The organism is Anaerobacillus sp. QJM3NY_32 (assembly GCF_056173645.1).
In genome coordinates this window covers 302,239-321,431 of sequence record NZ_CM149684.1, presented here as the reverse complement: position 1 = coordinate 321,431, position 19,193 = coordinate 302,239, and the positions used below count along the sequence as shown (strand labels likewise).

Below are 19,193 nucleotides of genomic sequence, written 5' to 3'. Positions count from 1 at the left end.
ATGGTTACTTTTTTGATTTGGTTTGGACAACAATCGTACGCGTTCTCTTAAGTAATGTCTTCTTTTATTTATATGATAGCCGCAAACAAAAAACGCCCACATTCTCGTGACCGTTTTCCACCGCTTAACCTTCTGTTCTGATTATAGGCTTTTCCCTAAAAAAAAGCAAAGCCGAAAAAATGCGGATGAGGTATACAAGCTTGCACTTCTATATAGACAATAAAAAAACCCTCCGCAATGGGAGGGTTTCACAATTTATCGCTTATCCATTTCTTCAACAATGAGTTTGTTTACCATTGGAGGATTTGCTTTTCCTTTGGTTGCCTTCATCACTTGACCAACGAGGAAGCCGAGTGCGCGGTCTTTCCCGTTTTTGTAGTCTTCGATGGATTGTTCGTTCTCGTCAAGAATACCTGAAACGATTGAACGAAGCTCGCCTTCGTCAGAAATCTGCACAAGGCCTTTGTCTTTAACGATCTGTTCAGGATCGCCGCCTTTTTCGATAAGATCTTTGAATACTTTCTTCGCGATCTTAGAAGAAATTGTTCCTTTCTCGATTAGAGAAATTAGTTTGCCTAATCCTTCCGGAGTTAGGGCCACTTCATCAATTTCTTTATAGTTCGCATTTAAGTATGCCGATACTTCACCCATCAACCAGTTTGAGGCTTGTTTAGGATCAGCTCCCTGGTCAATCGCTACTTCGAAGAAATCTGACATTTTCTTGGACTGAGTGAGTACCATCGCATCGTACTCTGGAAGATCATATTTCTGCACATAGCGCTCACGACGAGCATCTGGAAGTTCAGGAATATCTTCGCGCACGCGGTCCATCCACTCTTTATTAATCGCAAGACGAACAAGGTCAGGCTCTGGAAAGTAACGGTAGTCGTCAGATCCTTCTTTCACACGCATCAGAATTGTTTTCTTGCCAGCTTCGTCATAACGACGCGTTTCCTGACCGATCACGTTTCCTGCTAGAAGTTCTTTCTCCTGACGTACTTCTTCGAATTGAAGACCTTTTTGTACGTTAGCAAATGAGTTCAAGTTCTTAAGCTCAGTTTTTGTACCAAACTCTTCTTGTCCATATGGGCGAAGAGAAAGGTTCGCATCGCAACGAAGAGATCCTTCTTCCATTTTACAGTCAGACACTTCCGTATATTGAAGAATCGCTTTAAGCTTCTCAAGGTAAGCATACGCTTCTTCAGGTGTACGAATATCCGGCTCAGATACGATCTCAACAAGTGGTGTACCCTGACGGTTGAAGTCAACTAGAGAATGGTTCTCTCCATCAACGTGCGTGAGCTTACCAGCATCTTCTTCAAGGTGAAGACGCGTAATACCGATACGCTTTGTTTTGCCGTTTACTTCAATATCAATCCATCCGTTTTCACCGATTGGCTTATCATATTGTGAGATCTGATAAGCTTTCGGATTATCTGGGTAGAAATAGTTTTTACGGTCAAACTTCGTATCTTCTGCGATTTCACAGTTCAATGCCATTGCCGCACGCATCGCAAAATCAACAGCTTGTTCGTTCATCACTGGAAGAACACCAGGATGACCTAGACAGATCGGGCAAACGTTCGTGTTAGGCGGCGCACCGAAATTCGTTGAACAATTACAGAAAATCTTTGTGTTTGTCTTCAGTTCTGAGTGAACTTCCAGACCAATAATAGTTTCAAAATTCATTTTCAGTCGTCACCCCTTACAGCTCTGGTTTAGCCTTATGATGATCCGTTGCTTGCTCAAATGCATGAGCTACGCGGTAAACGGTCTTCTCATCAAAGTGCTTTCCGATTATTTGAAGTCCAACAGGTAGGCCATTTGATAAACCACAAGGTACGGAAATCGCAGGAACGCCTGCAAGGTTAACCGGGATTGTGAGAATATCATTCGCATACATCGTTAGCGGGTTATCAATTTTCTCGCCTACTTTAAAGGCTGGTGTCGGCGTTGTAGGTCCGATAATCACATCGTAGTCCTCGAATACTTTTTCAAAGTCATTCTTGATGAGCGTACGAACTTTTTGTGCTTTCTTATAATAAGCATCGTAATAGCCAGAGCTAAGTGCAAATGTACCAAGCATAATACGTCGCTTCACTTCGTCACCAAAGCCTTCGCTTCTTGTTTTCTTATAAAGATCAAGAAGGTTCTCAGCTTCAGCACGAACGCCATAGCGGACGCCGTCAAAGCGAGCAAGGTTAGCTGATGCTTCTGAAGAAGAAAGAAGATAGTATGTCGCTACAGCATATTTAGAGTGAGGTAGAGATACTTCCTCCCAAGTTGCGCCGAGCTCTTCAAGCTTTTTAAGTGATTGAAGGACGCTGTTCTTCACGTCTTCATCTACACCTTCAGCAAGGTATTCTTTCGGTACAGCAATACGTAATCCTTTTACATCACCAGTTAGGCTAGAAAGGTAATCTGGAACGTCAACGTTCGCTGATGTTGAATCCATCTTATCGTGACCTGCAATAGATTGAAGAAGATAGGCGTTATCTTCTACGGTGTTTGTGATTGGTCCAATTTGATCGAGTGATGATGCGAACGCGATCAAGCCAAATCGAGAAACGAGTCCGTAAGTAGGTTTTAATCCTACAACACCACAAAAAGCAGCTGGCTGACGGATTGAGCCACCTGTATCAGAGCCAAGTGAGAAGAAAACTTCTCCAGCAGCAACAGATGCAGCTGAGCCGCCGCTTGAGCCACCAGGTACATAATCGGTGTTCCATGGGTTACGCGTGCCAAAGAAGCCAGAGTTCTCATTAGAAGAACCCATCGCGAACTCGTCCATATTCAATTTGCCCACAGTGATTGTTTCCGCTGCATTTAAACGTTCAACCACCGTTGCATTATGTAATGGGTCAAAGTTGCTTAGAAGCTGGCTTGACGCTGTTGTACGAAGGCCTTTTGTGACGATGTTATCTTTCACACCTACAGGGAGACCAAAAAGAAGCCCTCTTGCATCTTCTGTACCGAGCTTTTCATCAAGCGCTTTTGCTGCTTGCATTGCTCCTTCTTCATTTAACGTCATGAATGCTTTTACCTTTTCGTCGACCGTATGAATACGATCAAACGAGGTTTGAACAAGTTCACTGACGGATAATTCTTTCTTATGAAGCAAGCTGTGAAGCTCACTTATGCTTTTATCAAACAAGGACGTTGCCTCCCTTACTCAAATATTGATGGAACTTTTACTTGACCATTCTCTTTATCAGGTGCATTCTTCAATGCTTCCTCACGAGATAACCACGGCTGTACTTTGTCTTCACGAAGTACATTTTTTAAATCGAGAACATGCGTTGTAGGCTCAACGTTCTCTGTATCTAATTCATTCAGCTGCTCCGCCATTGAAATAATGTCATCAAGCTGAGTTGTAAACTTCTCGACCTCTGCCTCATCCATTTCTAGTCTAGCGAGGTTCGCTACATGCTTAACCTCTTCTTTGGTAATTCTGGACATCACTTTCACCTCCACAAATTTCGAACAACCTGCAATATATAGATGATACCAAAAACAAGCTTCATTAAGCAACAGAACGCCGTCTGTTCCAATTTTAAACAAACGTTTAATTAAGAAAATGTAATTAAACGTTTGTTTGACTGCGGTGCCGTACCCGCAGACTAAAACGTTCTCTACTATACAAGGCATTTCTCAATAAAAAGACTCACCCATCTCAGGGTGAGTCTTCAAAAAGGATAATATTAAAATTCAGATGTCTTAGCTGCTTCAAATTCATCTTCAATCTCTTTACCAGGTTCTTTACCTACAAAGCTGAATGCCATAACAGCGATCCACGCAAGAATAAAGCCTGGAATCAATTCGTAAAGGTCGAAGAGTCCGCCTGATAATTGAGCCCATAGAATAACGACTACTGCACCCGTGATGATACCAGCAAGGGCACCATTACGCGTCATACGTTTCCAGAATAGACTCAGTATAATTACTGGCCCAAATGCGGCACCAAACCCTGCCCACGCATAACTTACAAGATCAAGAACACTGCTATCAGGGTTGTAAGCAAGTAGAATAGCTAGTAACGCAATCGCAAGAACCGCGATACGACCTACCCATACAAGCTCAGTCTGACTAGCATTCTTACGAAGGATCGCTTTATAAAAGTCCTCCGCAACAGCACTTGAAGATACAAGAAGCTGAGAGTCAATTGTACTCATAATCGCAGATAGGATTGCAGCAAGCAAGAAGCCGGAAACCCATGGATTAAAGAGCACTTGTGTAAATTCAATAAAGACTGTTTCCGAGTTCGGAAGGCCCGCATCGAAATAGGCAATACCGATGAAACCAGTAAAGATTGCACCAAACAATGAAAGAACCATCCATGACATACCAACAAGGCGTGCTTTAGGAATCTCTTTTGAAGATTTAACTGCCATAAAACGAGTGATGATGTGAGGTTGGCCAAAGTAACCAAGTCCCCAACCAAGCAGGGAAATAATCCCCATGAAGCTCATACCAGTAAAGATATCTAGATAAGTTGTATCCGTTGCACCAACTTGATTAACTGTTTCGCTCCAGCCACCCATTTCATTTAGGGCAACAATTGGCACGACAACAAGTGCAAGGAACATAAGTATTCCCTGGAAGAAATCTGTCCAGCTTACCGCTAAGAAACCACCGAGGAACGTATAAGAAATAATAACAAGTGCACCGATCCACAATGCGCTTTCATAGCTCATTCCGAACGAGCTTTCAAACAGGATTGCGCCCCCAACAAGACCTGAAGACGTATAGAACGTAAAGAATACAAGAATGACAATTGCCGAAATCACGCGAAGTGCTTTCGAACCATCACGAAAACGGTTTTCAAGGTAATCAGGAACCGTAATCGAATCATTCGCCACTTCTGTATAACGGCGAAGACGCGATGCAACAAACTGCCAGTTCAGGTAAGCTCCGATTGCGAGCCCAATCCCAATCCAAATTTGACTCATACCACCTGCATACATTGCACCAGGTAGTCCTAGTAAGAGCCAGCTACTCATATCTGATGCTCCGGCACTAAGTGCTGCAACAGATCCACCTAATCTTCTTCCTCCAAGAACATAATCAGATAAGTTACTTGTCATTTTGTAAGCAATTAATCCAATTGCGAGCATACCGACAAGGTACACTATAAATGTGACTAACGTTGGCGTCTCAATACTCATCGAGTACTATTCTCTCCTTTCGGTAAAAAAAGTTATTATTGATAATACGACTAATAAAGGCATTGGTATAAGTAGCCAGAACCATGTTGCGGTAGTTAAGGTATATTCCACACTTTCACCCCCTCCAAAGTCAATATTCACAACTATGCATTTTCGCTGTGAATTCAAATTATTCAAGTAGACCATTAGTCCTTTACAAACCAATGATTACTATATCACAAAATATTTTTCTGAACAATGAAAATATTATAAGATAAACTTTTTAATGAATAAAAATACACAATAAAAGAGATTTCCCTTCTTTTAGCAACTTTTATGTCATAAGTATTCAGGAAAATTTATTTAAATTAATTCACCATTATTTGCCTCATCTACATACTCTAGTAACATTTACCCACTATTTTGTAATGTTAATCTTTAAATTGAAATATTTTTTATAGATTGCCGCGTTTCTCTTCTTTTCATACCTTCATAACGCTAATTATTATAACTATATTTTCCATGTAATTTTGAACCTTCCCACTTCAAAATCTTTTTAAGATTTTTCATTATATGAACGAAACAAATCGGAAAGATTACTGTTTGCAAAACGTAATGATTACGATATAATGAGTGGCAGAGAAACTTACGGAAGGGAAAATCATTTATGAATAATCGCTTTTTTAAATTAGCGCTATTATTATCTATATCTACGTTTATCCTTGTCGCTTGTGGTCAAGATGAGTCAGACTCTAAAACGGATGGGAAGCTCACCATTTATACAACACTTTACCCCCTTGAATACTTTGCAGAACGGATTGGAGGAGAAGATGTAACGGCAGAGTCAATCATTCCTCCTGGTAGCGATGCACATAGCTTTGAGCCAACAACTAGAACAATGGCCGAATTAGCTGAAGCTGATTTGTTTATTTATAATGGTGCAGGTATGGAAGGATTTGCTGATGCTGCACAGGATACGCTAAGCAATGAGGATGTCATGGTTCTTGAGTCTGCTAAAGACATCCATCTGGATGAATCAGAAGAAGAGCATGAAGAACATGAAGAGCACGCCGATCACGATCATGGTGATATGAATCCCCATATCTGGATCGATCCCATCCTTGCAATCGAGCAGGCTGAAAATATTAAAGATGCTCTAATCACGCTCGATCCTGATCAGAAAGAAACATTCGAAACTAATTTTAATTCTTTGCAAGAAGAATTATTAGCCTTGGATCAATCTTTTCAAGAAATGGCTGATCGTGCAGCTAAGAAAGAATTTCTCATCTCTCATGATGCTTATAGCTACTGGGAAAGTCGTTATGGCCTTGAACAATTAAGCGTCTCAGGTCTTTCTCCTTCTCAAGAGCCAACTCAAAAACAATTGGAAGAAATTATCGAAACAGCTAAAAGCCACAATTTGAAGTATATGCTTTTCGAACAAAATGCTACGCCCAAGCCTGCTAAAGCAGTTCAAAAAGAGCTTGGACTCAATACGCTTCGCATCCATAACCTATCAGTTTTAACCGAGGAAGATATCGAAAATAATGAAACATACTTCACATTAATGAAAAAAAACATTCAAACACTTCAAAAAGCCTTGTCTGAATAAACAAAAACCCTCTCAGTGTCCTTACACTGAGAGGGTTTTTGTTTATTGATAAATATGAACAAACGGTTCTTCTTCGTTAGGATCTTTCACAATCATACTTTCCGTTTCTCCGTTATTTGTAATGTAGATGGAGACCGGAAGCTCCTGAGGAAATGTATCATTCCGTTTCTTGACAAGACCGTTTACGAACTGTGTAAACGAAATGACCTCCGCTTTACTATAGAATTGAATTGGTATTTCAACCTTCAATTGTGTAAGCTCATCCTGTTTATAGAACCCGGTGCCAATGACACCAACAAAGTTTGGAAAGAAATCCTGGATTTCACGCGTGAAATCATCAAACTTCTCTGCTTCAGCAGGGTACTCGTCGGAGGCTGCGGAAGAAGGAAAAGCAACGTACTTCTCATTCAAATCCTTCCATGAATCTGGGCTGGATTTCCCCTCTCCTACAATCGTGCTCGCCACAAAGTTTCCTGGGACAACTGATTGTCTTGGTTGCTCTAAAAACAGAGTGAACATGATAGGTACGTCATGCTCAGCACGAATTTTCTTCACAATTGGTTCAATCGATTCCTTCGCCTTAGAAATCACTTCTTCTTTCCCTAGTTTCACTGAACCAGTATATTTCAAGCCATTCTCATCAAGAACAGAGTAAGGATATTCAGAATAAAGCGATAAGGCAATCGAAATTCCGCCTAGTTGTAACTCGTCATCTTTGTTTTGAACATAGTAATCTTGTTCATGTATATAAGATAAGAATTTAGGGTTTTTCTTCTCTGCTTCAATTACTTGCTCATAATTAGCAGGATTTTCTTCCACTCCGAGCTGTGGATTAAGTCCCTCATTTACTTCCTTCTCTTTATCTTTTTCAGCTTCTTCTTTCGTTACACCATTATCTCGATACAGCCAGCTATGAATTTGCTCTGTATCAAAAAGCTGCCCTTCTTTAAAGAAATATTTCTCAGGATCAAATTGCTCTTGAGAAAGTCTGATTAAACCCATCTCAAGCGCATCAACATCGAGACGGTTATCAACGCCAGCCGTGATTAATCCCCTAACTTGTGAAGTATCAAGAGAATTCTTATCCCCATCCTTCTCAAGTACTGAACGATAATACGTTTCAGATGTTTTGATATCTTCACTAACAATCATTTCTTCGCTATCTTCGCCTTCTGAATCATTCACTTTCACTGTATCGTCCTGATCGCCCTTCATAAAACTTGGAACACAACCGGATAATACGAGCGAAAGGGCCATGATACTAACGATGAACGTTTGCTTCTTTGGCATTACTTCCCTCTCCTCATTCGTTTAACTCTTCAAGGAACCTGTTCTCACTCCACACGTCAATGCCAAGAGACTCTGCCTTTTCAAGCTTAGAACCAGCATCTTCCCCTGCAATGACAAGATCTGTGCTCTTACTTACACTACCTGTCACCTTTGCGCCTTGTTCTTCAAGCTTCTTCTTTGCTTCCCCGCGACTCAACTGTTCTAACTTACCAGTGAGTACAATTGTTTTACCCGCAAACACGGAATCAATGTCTTCTACCGCAACTGGCTTAGGTCCTTTATAGGTCATATTAACGCCAGCTTCTTTTAATTCTTCAATTAGTTCATGCACTTCTTCGTTTTGAAAATATCGCACAACAGAATCAGCCATTTTCTGTCCCACTTCATTAATTGCTTCAAGATCTTCTATATTTGCTTGAACAATACTGTCCATAGAGCCAAATTGTTGTGCAAGAGTTTTCGCAGCTTTTGCACCGACATGGCGTATCCCCAGACCAAACAACAGTTTTTCTAATGAATTATTCCTTGAGACGCTTATCGCCTCAAGAAGGTTGGAAACTGACTTCTCACCCATTCGCTCTAACTCAATAAGTTGATCGTGTGTCAGCTGATAGATATCTGCTACATCATGAATTAATTCCTCACGAAACAGCTGAGTAATCACCCGTTCACCTAGTCCATCAATATTCATTGCATTGCGTGAAACAAAATGAATGAGTCCTTCACGGAGCTGAGCTGGACATTTTGGATTAATGCATCGAAGTGCGACCTCTTCTTCTAATCGAACGAGATCACTATCACATTCAGGACACTTCTCAGGCATAGAAAATGCTTTTTCTTCACCTGTACGACGGTCTTCGAGAACAGAAACAACTTCAGGGATAATGTCTCCTGCTTTTTTCACAACGACATAGTCTCCAATTTTAATATCCTTCTCACGAATCAGATCCTCATTATGAAGAGATGCTCGCTGTACGGTTGTCCCAGCAACAAGCACTGGTTCTAAAACAGCCGTGGGAGTGACGACACCAGTTCTGCCCACATTAAGCTGAATATCCAAGAGCTGCGTTACAACCTCTTCAGCAGGAAACTTGTATGCAATGGCCCATCGTGGACTTTTCGCAGTAAATCCTAGCTCCTCTTGTTGATTGAGGGCATCTACTTTCACAACAATCCCATCGATCTCGTATGAAAGATCAGGACGTTTCTCTGACCAACCACCGATGTAATCAATAACATCATCAATCGTGTTACATCGCTTCCATTCTGGATTGGTTTTGAATCCTAGCTCTTTGAGAAAATCAAGGCCATTTGAATGTGAACTAATTTCCCTGCCTTCAACCGTACCTACACCGTATACAAAAATAGACAAGTTGCGGCTAGCAGCAATCTTTGGATCAAGCTGGCGAAGAGAACCAGCCGCTGCATTTCGAGGATTTGCAAATAAATCCTGATCGTTCTTCTCACGTGCTTCATTTAATTTCATGAAGGATGGCTTTGGCATGAACGCCTCACCACGCACCTCCATGCTAACATTCTCGCTTAAACGAAGTGGGATAGCTGGAATGGTTTTCAAATTCTGAGTAATGTCCTCTCCTACCGTGCCATCCCCACGTGTGGCTCCACGCACAAGAACTCCATCTTCATAAATAAGTGAAACGGCAAGACCGTCTATTTTTAACTCGCATACATACGAAAAGTTTTCGCCAATTCGATCACGTACACGTCGGTCGAAGTCCTTCAAGTCCTCTTCACCAAATGCATTACCAAGGCTTAGCATAGGTACTCTGTGTTCAACTTTTTGAAAGCCTTCAAGCGGCGGGCCACCGACGCGCTGAGTTGGAGAATCTTCCGTTTTAAGTTCAGGAGTCTCTTCTTCCAGGTTAATTAATTCATTCATCATCCGATCATACTCGGCATCAGGAACGGTCGGCTGATCTAGAACGTGGTACTCGTAATTGTACTGATTTAAGAGCTGACGAAGCTCTTCGATGCGCTTTTGCTTTTCTTCCATCGTCAAACCTCACCTTCTAAAATGACTATTGCTTTTCAATAGGCGCAAACTTCGCTAACAAACGCTTAATTCCTACCGGGTTAGGGAAAGCAATATCAAGCTCAGTCGAGTCACCCTCACCCTTAACGCTAACGACCGTACCAACGCCCCATTTGCGGTGACTTGCTTTATCTCCTACTTTCCAATCGAGTGAATCTCCACCCGTTGAAGTAAGTTGAGGACGTCTAGGCGTCTTTGGAGTAGCAGGTCTTGAAGAAGGTCGGGAACTAGTTCCACCAAACGGTGTAGCTGGCTTTTCTTGACCTTGCTTCTCAAGTAATTCTTCTGGTATCTCTCCTATGAAGCGGGACACAGGATTCGCGTTTGTTTTTCCGTAAAGTGTTCTAAGACGAGAATTTGTTATGAAAAGCTCTTCTTCTGCTCTTGTAATACCGACATATGCTAGACGACGCTCTTCTTCCATCTCCTCTTCCTCAAATAGGGAACGACTATGCGGGAATACTCCTTCTTCCATCCCAATGAGGAAAACAACAGGAAATTCCAAACCTTTTGCTGAATGGAGCGTCATAAGTGTAACAGCTTCCTTCTGCTCACCTTCATCCTCATCTAACTTATCGATATCTGCAACGAGCGCAAGGTCTGTTAGAAAAGCGATTAGGCTTTTATCTTCACTTGCTTTCTCAAATTCTTGTGTAACAGAAAGAAATTCATCAATGTTTTCAAGTCGTGTTTGTGATTCGATTGTATTCTCGTTTCTTAACGCATCACGATACCCTGACTTATCAATTACTTCCTCGACAAGTTCAGATACGGCTAGGTATTCCTGCATTTGTGACCAGTTTGCCATTTGATTACCAAATGATTTAAGAGTTTTAGTGAAACGAGCGCTTAACCCGATCTGCTCGACTTCTTGAAGAGCTGTAAAGATAGAAATATCCTGATTAGCCGCATATTGTGCTACCTTGTCCATTGTCGATGCACCAACACCACGCTTTGGAACATTCACAATTCGAAGTAAGCTAATATCATCATCTGGATTAGCAATGAGACGGAGGTATGCTAGAACATCTTTAATCTCTTTACGGTCGTAGAACTTTGTACCGCCGACAATGTTGTAATGGATGTTAGACTTATTTAAAATTTCCTCAATCACACGCGACTGGGCATTCGTACGATAAAGAATCGCTATTTGTGAATTCGTTCGCTGTCCGCTATTCACCATATCAAGGATTTTCCCTGTTACGAAACGACTCTCATCATGTTCATCGTTTGCCTGATAGTAAGTAATATGTGGCCCATCATCATTATCCGTCCAAAGCTTTTTAGGCTTTCTGTTCGTATTATTTTCAATAACCACATTGGCCGCTTGTAGAATTTTCTTAGTTGAACGATAGTTTTGCTCAAGGAATATCGCACGTGCACTTGGATAGTCCTTCTCAAAGGAAAGAATGTTCTGTATATCGGCACCACGCCAGCGGTAGATCGACTGATCAGAATCACCTACTACGCAAAGGTTCTGATATTTCTCAGCAATGAGTTTAACAAGGATATATTGTGCTTTGTTTGTATCTTGATACTCATCAACATGAATGTACTGAAATTTACGCTGATAAAACTCGAGTACTTCCGGCACCTTTTTGAACAACGTGATCGTCCGCATAATCAAATCATCAAAATCAAGCGCCTGGTTTTTACGAAGCTGTTTCTGATATTGCTCATATGCATCAGCAACAACACTTTCGTAAGGCCCCTTTGCATTAGCTTTATAATCTTCAGGGGTTTCGAGTTCATTTTTTGCAGAGCTAATACTGCCAAGAATCCCTCTAGGCTCAAATTTCTTTGGATCTACGTTCTGCTCTTTCAAGATCTTCTTAATAACAGTCAGCTGGTCCCCAGAATCAAGAATGGTGAAGTTGCGGTTAATCCCAATCCGATCACCGTCTCTTCTTAAAATACGTACGCACATAGAGTGGAATGTCGAAATCCAAATATCTTCCGAGACTGGTCCCGTAATCGAATTCACTCGCTCTCTCATTTCTCGCGCCGCTTTATTCGTAAACGTAATCGCAAGAATATTCCAAGGAGATACCTGTTTCTCCACAAGAAGATACGCAATACGATGCGTCAGCACTCTCGTTTTTCCACTACCTGCTCCAGCCATAATTAAAAGCGGTCCATCCGTGTGCTTGACCGCTTCTTGTTGTTCGGGATTTAGCCCGTTTAGTAACTTATCAACTATTCGTTGCATGTTTTCGCACTCCTCACAAACGTATGTTCTTGTTTCTTATTTTACCTGATCGACAGGAGAGAATCAATTTCCTTTCACAGCAGCAACAGTTTTTATCGCCTGCTTCATATTATCGTATATGACGTTCCCGACAATAATCGTATCTGCAGAAGCTGCCATTTCTTTCGCTTTCTCAGGAGAGTCAATTCCGCCACCATAAAAAAGTTGCGTATCGTCAAGAACCTGGCTCACTTTCCGAACAAGTTCTGCATCTCCATATGTTCCGCTATATTCCACATAAAAAATGGGCAGTTTGAACATTTTCTCTGCCATTCGAGCATAAGCAAGAACATCAGCTTCATCTAGATTAGTATGAGCAGAAGTTAACTGAGCAACCTTAGAATCCTGGTTTAAAATACAATACCCTTCCATCACAATTTCATCCCAGTTCATGATTTCGCCAAAATCTTTCACAGCTTCATGATGTAATCCGGTCACCCATCGGCTATCTTCCGTATTCAACACTGTCGGAATAAAATAAAAATCAAATCCTGGTGTCACTGCCTCAACAGTGGATACCTCAAGAGCACATGGTACCGCGTAGCGGCGAATTCTAGCAAGTAGATCTAAAGTCCGATCAAGCGTAACGCCATCACTACCACCAACAATCACCGCATCCGTCCCAGACTCACAAATCGCCTCAAGATCATAATCCTCTATCTCCTTATTCGGATCCAGCTTAAACACATGCTTCCACTCTCGAAAATCAAACATCCTAACCCTTCCTCCCACTTTTCCTCATAAATTGGATTATATCAAAGAATACATGAAAAGCGGAAGTGGGCGTTTAGGTCCGACAAGCGCTGGAGGCATTTCATTTGAACACGTCCTTTGTGTTCGGATGAAATGGTGAAGCGATCGAGGACCTGCCCACTGCAGCTGGATCACCTAAAAGCGGAAGCGCCCGTTTAGCCTCGACAAGCGCTGGAGCCCCATAAAAAGAACACGGTCTTTGTGTTCATTTTATGGGGTGAAGCGATCGAGAGGCTGGGCGCTGTAGCTGGATAATGAAAAGCGGAAGCCTCCGTTTAGACCCGGCAGGCACTGGAGCCCTCCAAATTGAACACGGTCTTTGTGTTTAATTTGGAGGGTGAAGTGACCGAGGGTCTGGAGGCTGCAGCTGGATCACGAAAAGCGGAAGTGGGCGTTTAGGTCCCACAAACATCTGCAACCATTTAAAATCCATAATTCCGCGATTTCCTCGATAATTCCGCGATAATCTCATTTTATCCGCGAAATCGATCATTATTTCCGCGATTTCTCAAATATATCCGCGAAAAGGCAAATATCCATCAACACGCCAACCAAAACAAAAATGAGCCGGAAGCCGGCTCATTTTCTACTCTTTATTGTGAACACGATCAAGCGTCATTTGATAGCCATCGTTTCCATAGTTCAAGCTGCGCTTTACTCTGGAAATCGTTGCGGTGCTTGCGCCTGTTTCTGTTTCAATTTTATGATACGTAAACCCTTCACGTAGCATTCTTGCTACTTCCAAACGCTGAGCAAGCGATTGTATCTCATTTACAGTCGCTAGATCATCAAAGAACAAATAGCATTCTTCAAGATCTTTCAATGAAAGAATCGCTTCAAAAAGTTGGTCAAGTGTCTTACCTCGAAGTTTATCAATTTGCATTCTAAATCCACTCTCCTTACTTAAGTATGTTTCGTCTATATGTTGCATTCTGTAACGTTCATCTTGATGTGCTATTTATAAAGCTTTATATTCATTTTAACAATTCAACCGAATAAAATCATGCACTTCACTCCGTTAAGAGGTTACTTTGTTATAGTTTAACGCATTATCGAAGGAAAAAGTACCATTTTCCTTTTCACATCATAAATTCCTTGCTGCGTCAATCGAATAAAAGGTAAATGTGTTGAAGAAAAGAACAACAAGCTATAAACGGGATCTTTATATAAGTAGCCCCTATCTTCTAGTTCTTGTATCATTCTCTTTTCAACTTTGATTAGTTCTTCAAGTGGAAGATCAGACATTTTGCCCATGAGAGGAAGTTTAATTTCGGATATAACTTCTCCATCTTCTACAAGAGAGATCCCCCCACCAATTTCATTTATTCGATTAAAAGCTGTCATCATATCCGCTTTATTTTTCCCAATCAGAATAAAATCACCCGTATTCGAAAAGCTGCTTGCAAATCCTTTCACTTGATTAGCGAAGCCTTTAATGATCGTATTTACACGCCATTTCCCTTCACGACTGAGAAGCATCATAAAGCTTTCATCAGAACCTGAAGGTAACTCTTCAACTGACGTTTCGACAGATAGATTATAAGGCTTTGTAATAACAGCATTCACCATTTCAATTCCTGCCGGACCAGAGAAAGTTAAATCGTTTGATTGGATTTCCCACGAATTATCAAGTGGAGAAAGTCCATGATCTTCCCAATCAAAAGACCAATCTTGTTCTACTTCATCACGATCACGCTTTAACCATTTTCCACGCGCTAGAACAGAGACAGGGAGCGGATCTTCTTTTGACGCAAGAATATTAATGTGAGCCACTCTACCCGGCGCTATCATACCATGCGTATCGCTTATACCGTAATGGTTTGCGACATTATATGACACCATAGAATACGCATCTTCTGAAGGGACTCCTTTCTCAAGTGCTATTGCAATTAACTTGTCCGTTGTGCCATTTTCCAGGAATGAAGGCGTTGATCCATCTGTATTCATCATAACGCGGTCAAAGGAAGTAACTCCTTTTTTCAGCAATGATTCGAGAATGACAGGTAGATCAGGTCTTATCGAAGAATAACGGAGTGACGTCATCATACCCATCTCTAAGCGACGTAGCGCCTCCTCTCCTGTCATCGCTTCATGATCACATGAAACGCCAAGAAGCCCCATCTTCGTTAATGTTGCGAGAGAAGCACCTGGAAGATGTCCTTCCACTGGTTTACCGAGTCTTCTCGTCTCCTGCATCCATTCTAATATTTCATCATCTCCCCCGAGAACATCAGGCCATGCGGTAAGCTCTCCACCCTGTATCACAAGTGGGTGTGCCAGCCATTCCTTCATATTTTTATTCGTAATGGCCTCCTCATCGAGAAGCTGTGTTTGTGAATCATATCGCGCCCACCAATACATCGAAACGGGATACTGATCTAAATTCTCAATTAATGTAAGCGCTTTCTCTTTTGTCAAACCTAGAAGGAATAAAAGGTTATCATTCATCATTGTTGTTGTTCCCCGCTGAGATGCATATCGCGCAAGCGTAAGGGGATTATATAGTTGAAATGGATGTGCATGTGGTTCAATATAACCTGGCACGAGATATTTCCCGTAACAATCAATCCATTCAGTTGACGGGTGCTTTTCAGGAAGATCATCGCCTACGTAAACAATACGATCTTCATATACCCATATATTCGATGTAACCCATTTTTTAAGTCCATTATTTAAATATGTTGCATTGTAAAAAACGATCGATGGAGGCAGTTCTCCAGACACTACTTGAACGTGTTGTCGTAATTGCTGCTTTGTCCATAAATTTTTTCGTTTTGCCAAAACCATCACCCGCTTCAAGAAGTTTTCTTTATTTTAACATAATTTCGACACGTTGCTACTTTAGATTTGTGAATGAAGAAAGGAGTTTTTCAATTGAAGCCAAACATTAGTATGATGAATGCCTTTGTTCGACTAGCTACCGGATTCACACTTCTTGCTTATTCAACCGCAAAGCTTTCTAAAGAAGAATCCAAATCAGCCTGGATAATCGCCGCAATCGGTGCCATGAAAGTAGCTGAAGGACATACGAGGTATTGCCCCATCGTTGACCTCATGACCCCCGATGAAAAACTTGATCCAGATGAAACGGCACTTGAAAGAGTGATTAATCCTTCTTAACGTTTTCATAAAAAAACTTCCCTGCATTCAGGGAAGTTTCATCTACCTTATCAAAAGGAGGTCTATTTATGCTCGAGTATATAACAGATACATGGTTAATTTATACGATGATTATTGGAAGTATCGTTGCGATTGCGTTCGCCTATATTAGGAAGAAACGTGTGAAATAGCGCGATGCCCAATGTCTGTTCGATAGAAGCCTTCCGTTACTTTTACATTTTCTAATTCTTTATATACCACCTGACTCGCTTCTCTCAAATCATCACCTGCAGAAGCAACAAGTAGTACACGACCCCCGTCTGTCACTAGTTTTTCACCGATTTGTTTTGTTCCGGCATGAAAAACAAGAGACTCTGATCCAACCTGATCAAGCCCAGTAATCGCCTTGCCTTTTTCATAGCTACCTGGATAGCCACCTGAAGCAACGACAACACCAATAACGGACTGTTCGCTCCATTCAAGCTTAGGTGTTTTACCCTCGAGGAGATCAAGGACAGCCTGGACGAAGTCTGATGTCATTCTTGGGAGAACGACTTGCGTTTCTGGATCACCAAAGCGCGCATTAAATTCAATCACTTTCGGTCCATCAACTGTTAACATAAGGCCAGCATAGAGAATTCCGGTAAAGGAGCGGCCATCTGATTTCATTCCTTTTGCTGCAGGACATAAAATCGTCTCAACCGCATGATCCACAGTATCTTGAGAAATTTGCGGAACAGGAGAATAGGCTCCCATCCCTCCTGTATTTGGACCCTCGTCACCATTGAAAGCACGTTTATGATCTTGAGAAATAACGAGTGGGTAAACACGATCACCTTCGACAAGAGCCATTAAAGAGAATTCCTCACCCTCTAGAAATTCTTCTACTACAACACGTTCACTAGCAGCACCAAACTGATTGTTCTCCATCATGTCATGAAGGCTTTCAAGTGCTTCCTCCAGTGACATTGCCACCACAACACCTTTACCTGCAGCAAGTCCATCTGCTTTTAGGACGATCGGCGCCCCGACTTTTTCAACATAAGCTTTCGCTTCGATATAGTCAGTAAAGGACTTAGAAAATGCGGTAGGAATGTTATGCGCAACCATTAATTCTTTGGCGAACGTTTTACTTCCCTCAATCAAGGCCGCTTCCTGTCTTGGTCCAAATACACGGAGTCCTTCCTCCTCAAAGCGATTTACAATCCCGTCGAGAAGAGGTTGTTCAGGGCCAACAAGCGTTAAATCAATGTTTTCCCTTTTTGCGAAGGCAACAAGTTCCTCATGATCACTCTCTTCAATTGCCACAAGCTGACTAACATCCGTCATACCTGCATTACCAGGAGCGACAAAGACTTGATCAACAAGGCTGCTTTCCGCCGCTTTCCATGCCATTACATGCTCGCGGCCACCGCGACCAATTACCAATACCTTCACTCGAAAAACCTCCTCTTAATGTTTAAAATGACGAATGCCAGTAAAGACCATTGTAATGCCATATTCATTCGCTTTCTTGATGGAGTCCTCATCGCGAATGGAGCCGCCAGGTTGAATAATAGCTGTTACACCAGCGCGACCTGCTGCTTCAACAGTATCATCCATTGGGAAGAAAGCATCTGAACCCATAACTGATCCCTTGCTCTTCTCACCTGCTTGCTCGATGGCAATATTCGCAGCACCGACACGGTTCATTTGTCCTGCACCAATTCCAATCGTTTGGTCATTCTTCGTTAGAACGATAGCATTTGATTTCACATGTTTCACAACTTTCCATGCTAACTTCAGTGCTTCCCACTCTTCTTCTGTCGGCTCACGATCGGTTGGAACCGAAATATCAGCTTCATCGAATCCATAACGATCACGCTCTTGAAGTAAAAGGCCACCATTTACGGAAGTTAACTGATGTTCAATCGCAGGAGAGGCAGAAACATCAAGCTTCAATAAACGAAGGTTCTTTTTCTTCGTTAACACAGCTAAAGCTTCTTCTGTAAACGAAGGTGCCATAATAATTTCAAGGAAAATTTCTTTTAACTTAAGCGCTGTTGCTTCATCCACTTCACGATTAATCGCGACAATCCCACCAAAAATCGAAGTGGAATCAGCTTCATATGCTTTTTGATAAGCTTGTACAACCGTTTCACCAGTACCAACTCCGCACGGGTTCATATGTTTCACAGCTACAACAGCCGGCTGATCAAATTCCTTCACAATATTAAGCGCCGCATTGGCATCGTTAATATTATTGTAAGAAAGCTCTTTACCATTTAACTGCTCTGCTGAAGCAAGTGAAGCTCCAGTATATAAAGGTTTTTTGTAGAAAACAGCTTTTTGATGGGGGTTTTCACCATAGCGAAGCGTTTGTTTCCTTTCAAATGTTACCGTAAGTGACTCAGGCTCTTCTTCTCCTGATTGAGCAGTTAAATATTCCGAAATCACAGCATCATATGAAGCTGTATGGCGAAATACTTTTGCAGCAAGCTCACGACGAAGAATTCCGGTTGTATCACCATTTTCTTCAACTTGTCGCAAAACGCGATTGTAATCAGAAGGATCCACTACAACTGTTACGTCCCGATGATTTTTTGCAGCAGAACGAAGCATCGTCGGTCCACCAATATCAATATTTTCAATCGCTTCTTCATAAGTAACATCAGGTTTTGCGATTGTTTCCTGGAAAGGATACAAATTCACAACAACAAGATCAATTGGCTTGATATTAAGATCATCCAACTGTTTCTGATGAGCTTCATTATCACGCACAGCTAGAAGACCACTATGTACGTTTGGATGAAGGGTTTTTACGCGCCCATCGAGAATCTCCGGAAATCCAGTTACGTCCGAGATGCCAATCACGTCTACACCAGCTTCTTCTAGAGCACGCTTTGTCCCCCCTGTTGAGATCACCTGGACCCCTTTGTCCGCAAGTCCTTTTGCAAATGCTGTAATATCTGTTTTATCAGAAACGCTAATCAACGCACGTTTAATAGCCATAAT

Annotated in this window: 15 protein-coding genes; 3 read left to right on the top strand and 12 right to left on the bottom strand. The window is 41.7% G+C overall.

Annotated elements, in window-relative coordinates; genetic code table 11:
* Positions 1 to 255: 255 nt before the first annotated feature.
* From gatB to putP, 4 genes are all read right to left on the bottom strand, one after another.
* Positions 256 to 1,689 carry an Asp-tRNA(Asn)/Glu-tRNA(Gln) amidotransferase subunit GatB gene (gatB, locus tag AC0VYH_RS01775; RefSeq protein ID WP_194222421.1) on the bottom strand — a complete coding sequence of 478 codons (1,434 nt, stop codon included), beginning with the start codon at positions 1,687 to 1,689 and terminating at the stop codon, positions 256 to 258.
* A gap of 16 nt (positions 1,690 to 1,705) precedes the next feature.
* Positions 1,706 to 3,154 carry an Asp-tRNA(Asn)/Glu-tRNA(Gln) amidotransferase subunit GatA gene (gatA, locus tag AC0VYH_RS01770; protein ID WP_194222422.1) on the bottom strand — a complete coding sequence of 483 codons (1,449 nt, stop codon included), beginning with the start codon at positions 3,152 to 3,154 and terminating at the stop codon, positions 1,706 to 1,708.
* A gap of 14 nt (positions 3,155 to 3,168) precedes the next feature.
* Entirely contained in the window at positions 3,169 to 3,459 is a 291-nt protein-coding gene (gene gatC / locus AC0VYH_RS01765; protein ID WP_226616418.1) for an Asp-tRNA(Asn)/Glu-tRNA(Gln) amidotransferase subunit GatC, read from the bottom strand.
* Positions 3,460 to 3,701: 242 nt separating this feature from the next.
* Complete coding sequence (putP, locus tag AC0VYH_RS01760) at positions 3,702 to 5,165, bottom strand: sodium/proline symporter PutP (protein ID WP_194222424.1); 1,464 nt, start codon at positions 5,163 to 5,165, stop codon at positions 3,702 to 3,704.
* A 646-nt stretch (positions 5,166 to 5,811) separates the two neighbouring features.
* Between putP and AC0VYH_RS01755 the strand changes: the two genes are divergently transcribed.
* The gene (locus AC0VYH_RS01755) at positions 5,812 to 6,756 is read left to right on the top strand and encodes a metal ABC transporter substrate-binding protein (protein ID WP_430247163.1); all 945 of its coding nucleotides are present in this window, start codon (positions 5,812 to 5,814) and stop codon (positions 6,754 to 6,756) included.
* Between the two features lie 42 nt (positions 6,757 to 6,798).
* Here the strand turns inward: AC0VYH_RS01755 and AC0VYH_RS01750 are convergent, their stop codons facing one another.
* The 6 genes from AC0VYH_RS01750 to AC0VYH_RS01725 form a co-directional block, all read right to left on the bottom strand.
* Positions 6,799 to 8,046 (bottom strand): CamS family sex pheromone protein, encoded by a 1,248-nt coding sequence (locus AC0VYH_RS01750; RefSeq protein WP_430242472.1) that lies wholly within the window; start codon positions 8,044 to 8,046, stop codon positions 6,799 to 6,801.
* A gap of 13 nt (positions 8,047 to 8,059) precedes the next feature.
* A complete protein-coding gene (gene ligA, locus AC0VYH_RS01745; protein WP_430242471.1) occupies positions 8,060 to 10,060 on the bottom strand; it encodes an NAD-dependent DNA ligase LigA in 2,001 nt (666 codons plus the stop codon).
* A 25-nt stretch (positions 10,061 to 10,085) separates the two neighbouring features.
* Entirely contained in the window at positions 10,086 to 12,308 is a 2,223-nt protein-coding gene (pcrA, locus tag AC0VYH_RS01740) for a DNA helicase PcrA (protein ID WP_475373214.1), read from the bottom strand.
* Positions 12,309 to 12,371: 63 nt separating this feature from the next.
* On the bottom strand, positions 12,372 to 13,061 hold the full coding sequence (gene pcrB, locus AC0VYH_RS01735; RefSeq protein ID WP_430242468.1) for a heptaprenylglyceryl phosphate synthase: 690 nt from the start codon (positions 13,059 to 13,061) through the stop codon (positions 12,372 to 12,374).
* Positions 13,062 to 13,686: 625 nt separating this feature from the next.
* Positions 13,687 to 13,983: a YerC/YecD family TrpR-related protein gene (locus AC0VYH_RS01730; protein WP_136948324.1), complete on the bottom strand. Its 297-nt coding sequence runs from the start codon at positions 13,981 to 13,983 to the stop codon at positions 13,687 to 13,689.
* Between the two features lie 158 nt (positions 13,984 to 14,141).
* A complete protein-coding gene (locus AC0VYH_RS01725) occupies positions 14,142 to 15,887 on the bottom strand; it encodes an adenine deaminase C-terminal domain-containing protein (protein ID WP_430242464.1) in 1,746 nt (581 codons plus the stop codon).
* An 87-nt stretch (positions 15,888 to 15,974) separates the two neighbouring features.
* Here AC0VYH_RS01725 and AC0VYH_RS01720 point away from each other — a divergent pair, with 87 nt between their 5' ends.
* On the top strand, positions 15,975 to 16,220 hold the full coding sequence (locus AC0VYH_RS01720) for a YgaP family membrane protein (protein ID WP_226616410.1): 246 nt from the start codon (positions 15,975 to 15,977) through the stop codon (positions 16,218 to 16,220).
* A gap of 68 nt (positions 16,221 to 16,288) precedes the next feature.
* Positions 16,289 to 16,390, top strand: a complete 102-nt coding sequence (locus AC0VYH_RS01715) for an EYxxD motif small membrane protein (RefSeq protein ID WP_337957775.1) — start codon at positions 16,289 to 16,291, stop codon at positions 16,388 to 16,390.
* Here AC0VYH_RS01715 and purD read toward each other — a convergent pair.
* Complete coding sequence (gene purD / locus AC0VYH_RS01710) at positions 16,368 to 17,636, bottom strand: phosphoribosylamine--glycine ligase (protein ID WP_475373213.1); 1,269 nt, start codon at positions 17,634 to 17,636, stop codon at positions 16,368 to 16,370. The two genes, AC0VYH_RS01715 and purD, sit on opposite strands and share 23 nt — an antisense overlap.
* Before the next feature lie 15 nt (positions 17,637 to 17,651).
* On the bottom strand, positions 17,652 to 19,190 hold the full coding sequence (gene purH, locus AC0VYH_RS01705; RefSeq protein ID WP_430242460.1) for a bifunctional phosphoribosylaminoimidazolecarboxamide formyltransferase/IMP cyclohydrolase: 1,539 nt from the start codon (positions 19,188 to 19,190) through the stop codon (positions 17,652 to 17,654).
* Between the last annotated feature and the right edge of the window lie 3 nt (positions 19,191 to 19,193).

Coding starts and splice junctions, on each gene's coding strand:
- pcrB (WP_430242468.1), bottom strand. CDS start 13,061: ATGTTTGATTTTCGAGAGTGGAAGCATGTGTTTAAGCTGGATCCGAAT.
- AC0VYH_RS01750 (WP_430242472.1), bottom strand. CDS start 8,046: ATGCCAAAGAAGCAAACGTTCATCGTTAGTATCATGGCCCTTTCGCTC.
- purH (WP_430242460.1), bottom strand. CDS start 19,190: ATGGCTATTAAACGTGCGTTGATTAGCGTTTCTGATAAAACAGATATT.
- putP (WP_194222424.1), bottom strand. CDS start 5,165: ATGAGTATTGAGACGCCAACGTTAGTCACATTTATAGTGTACCTTGTC.
- AC0VYH_RS01755 (WP_430247163.1), top strand. CDS start 5,812: ATGAATAATCGCTTTTTTAAATTAGCGCTATTATTATCTATATCTACG.
- AC0VYH_RS01725 (WP_430242464.1), bottom strand. CDS start 15,887: ATGGTTTTGGCAAAACGAAAAAATTTATGGACAAAGCAGCAATTACGA.
- gatC (WP_226616418.1), bottom strand. CDS start 3,459: ATGTCCAGAATTACCAAAGAAGAGGTTAAGCATGTAGCGAACCTCGCT.
- gatB (WP_194222421.1), bottom strand. CDS start 1,689: ATGAATTTTGAAACTATTATTGGTCTGGAAGTTCACTCAGAACTGAAG.
- AC0VYH_RS01730 (WP_136948324.1), bottom strand. CDS start 13,983: ATGCAAATTGATAAACTTCGAGGTAAGACACTTGACCAACTTTTTGAA.
- ligA (WP_430242471.1), bottom strand. CDS start 10,060: ATGGAAGAAAAGCAAAAGCGCATCGAAGAGCTTCGTCAGCTCTTAAAT.
- AC0VYH_RS01715 (WP_337957775.1), top strand. CDS start 16,289: ATGCTCGAGTATATAACAGATACATGGTTAATTTATACGATGATTATT.
- pcrA (WP_475373214.1), bottom strand. CDS start 12,308: ATGCAACGAATAGTTGATAAGTTACTAAACGGGCTAAATCCCGAACAA.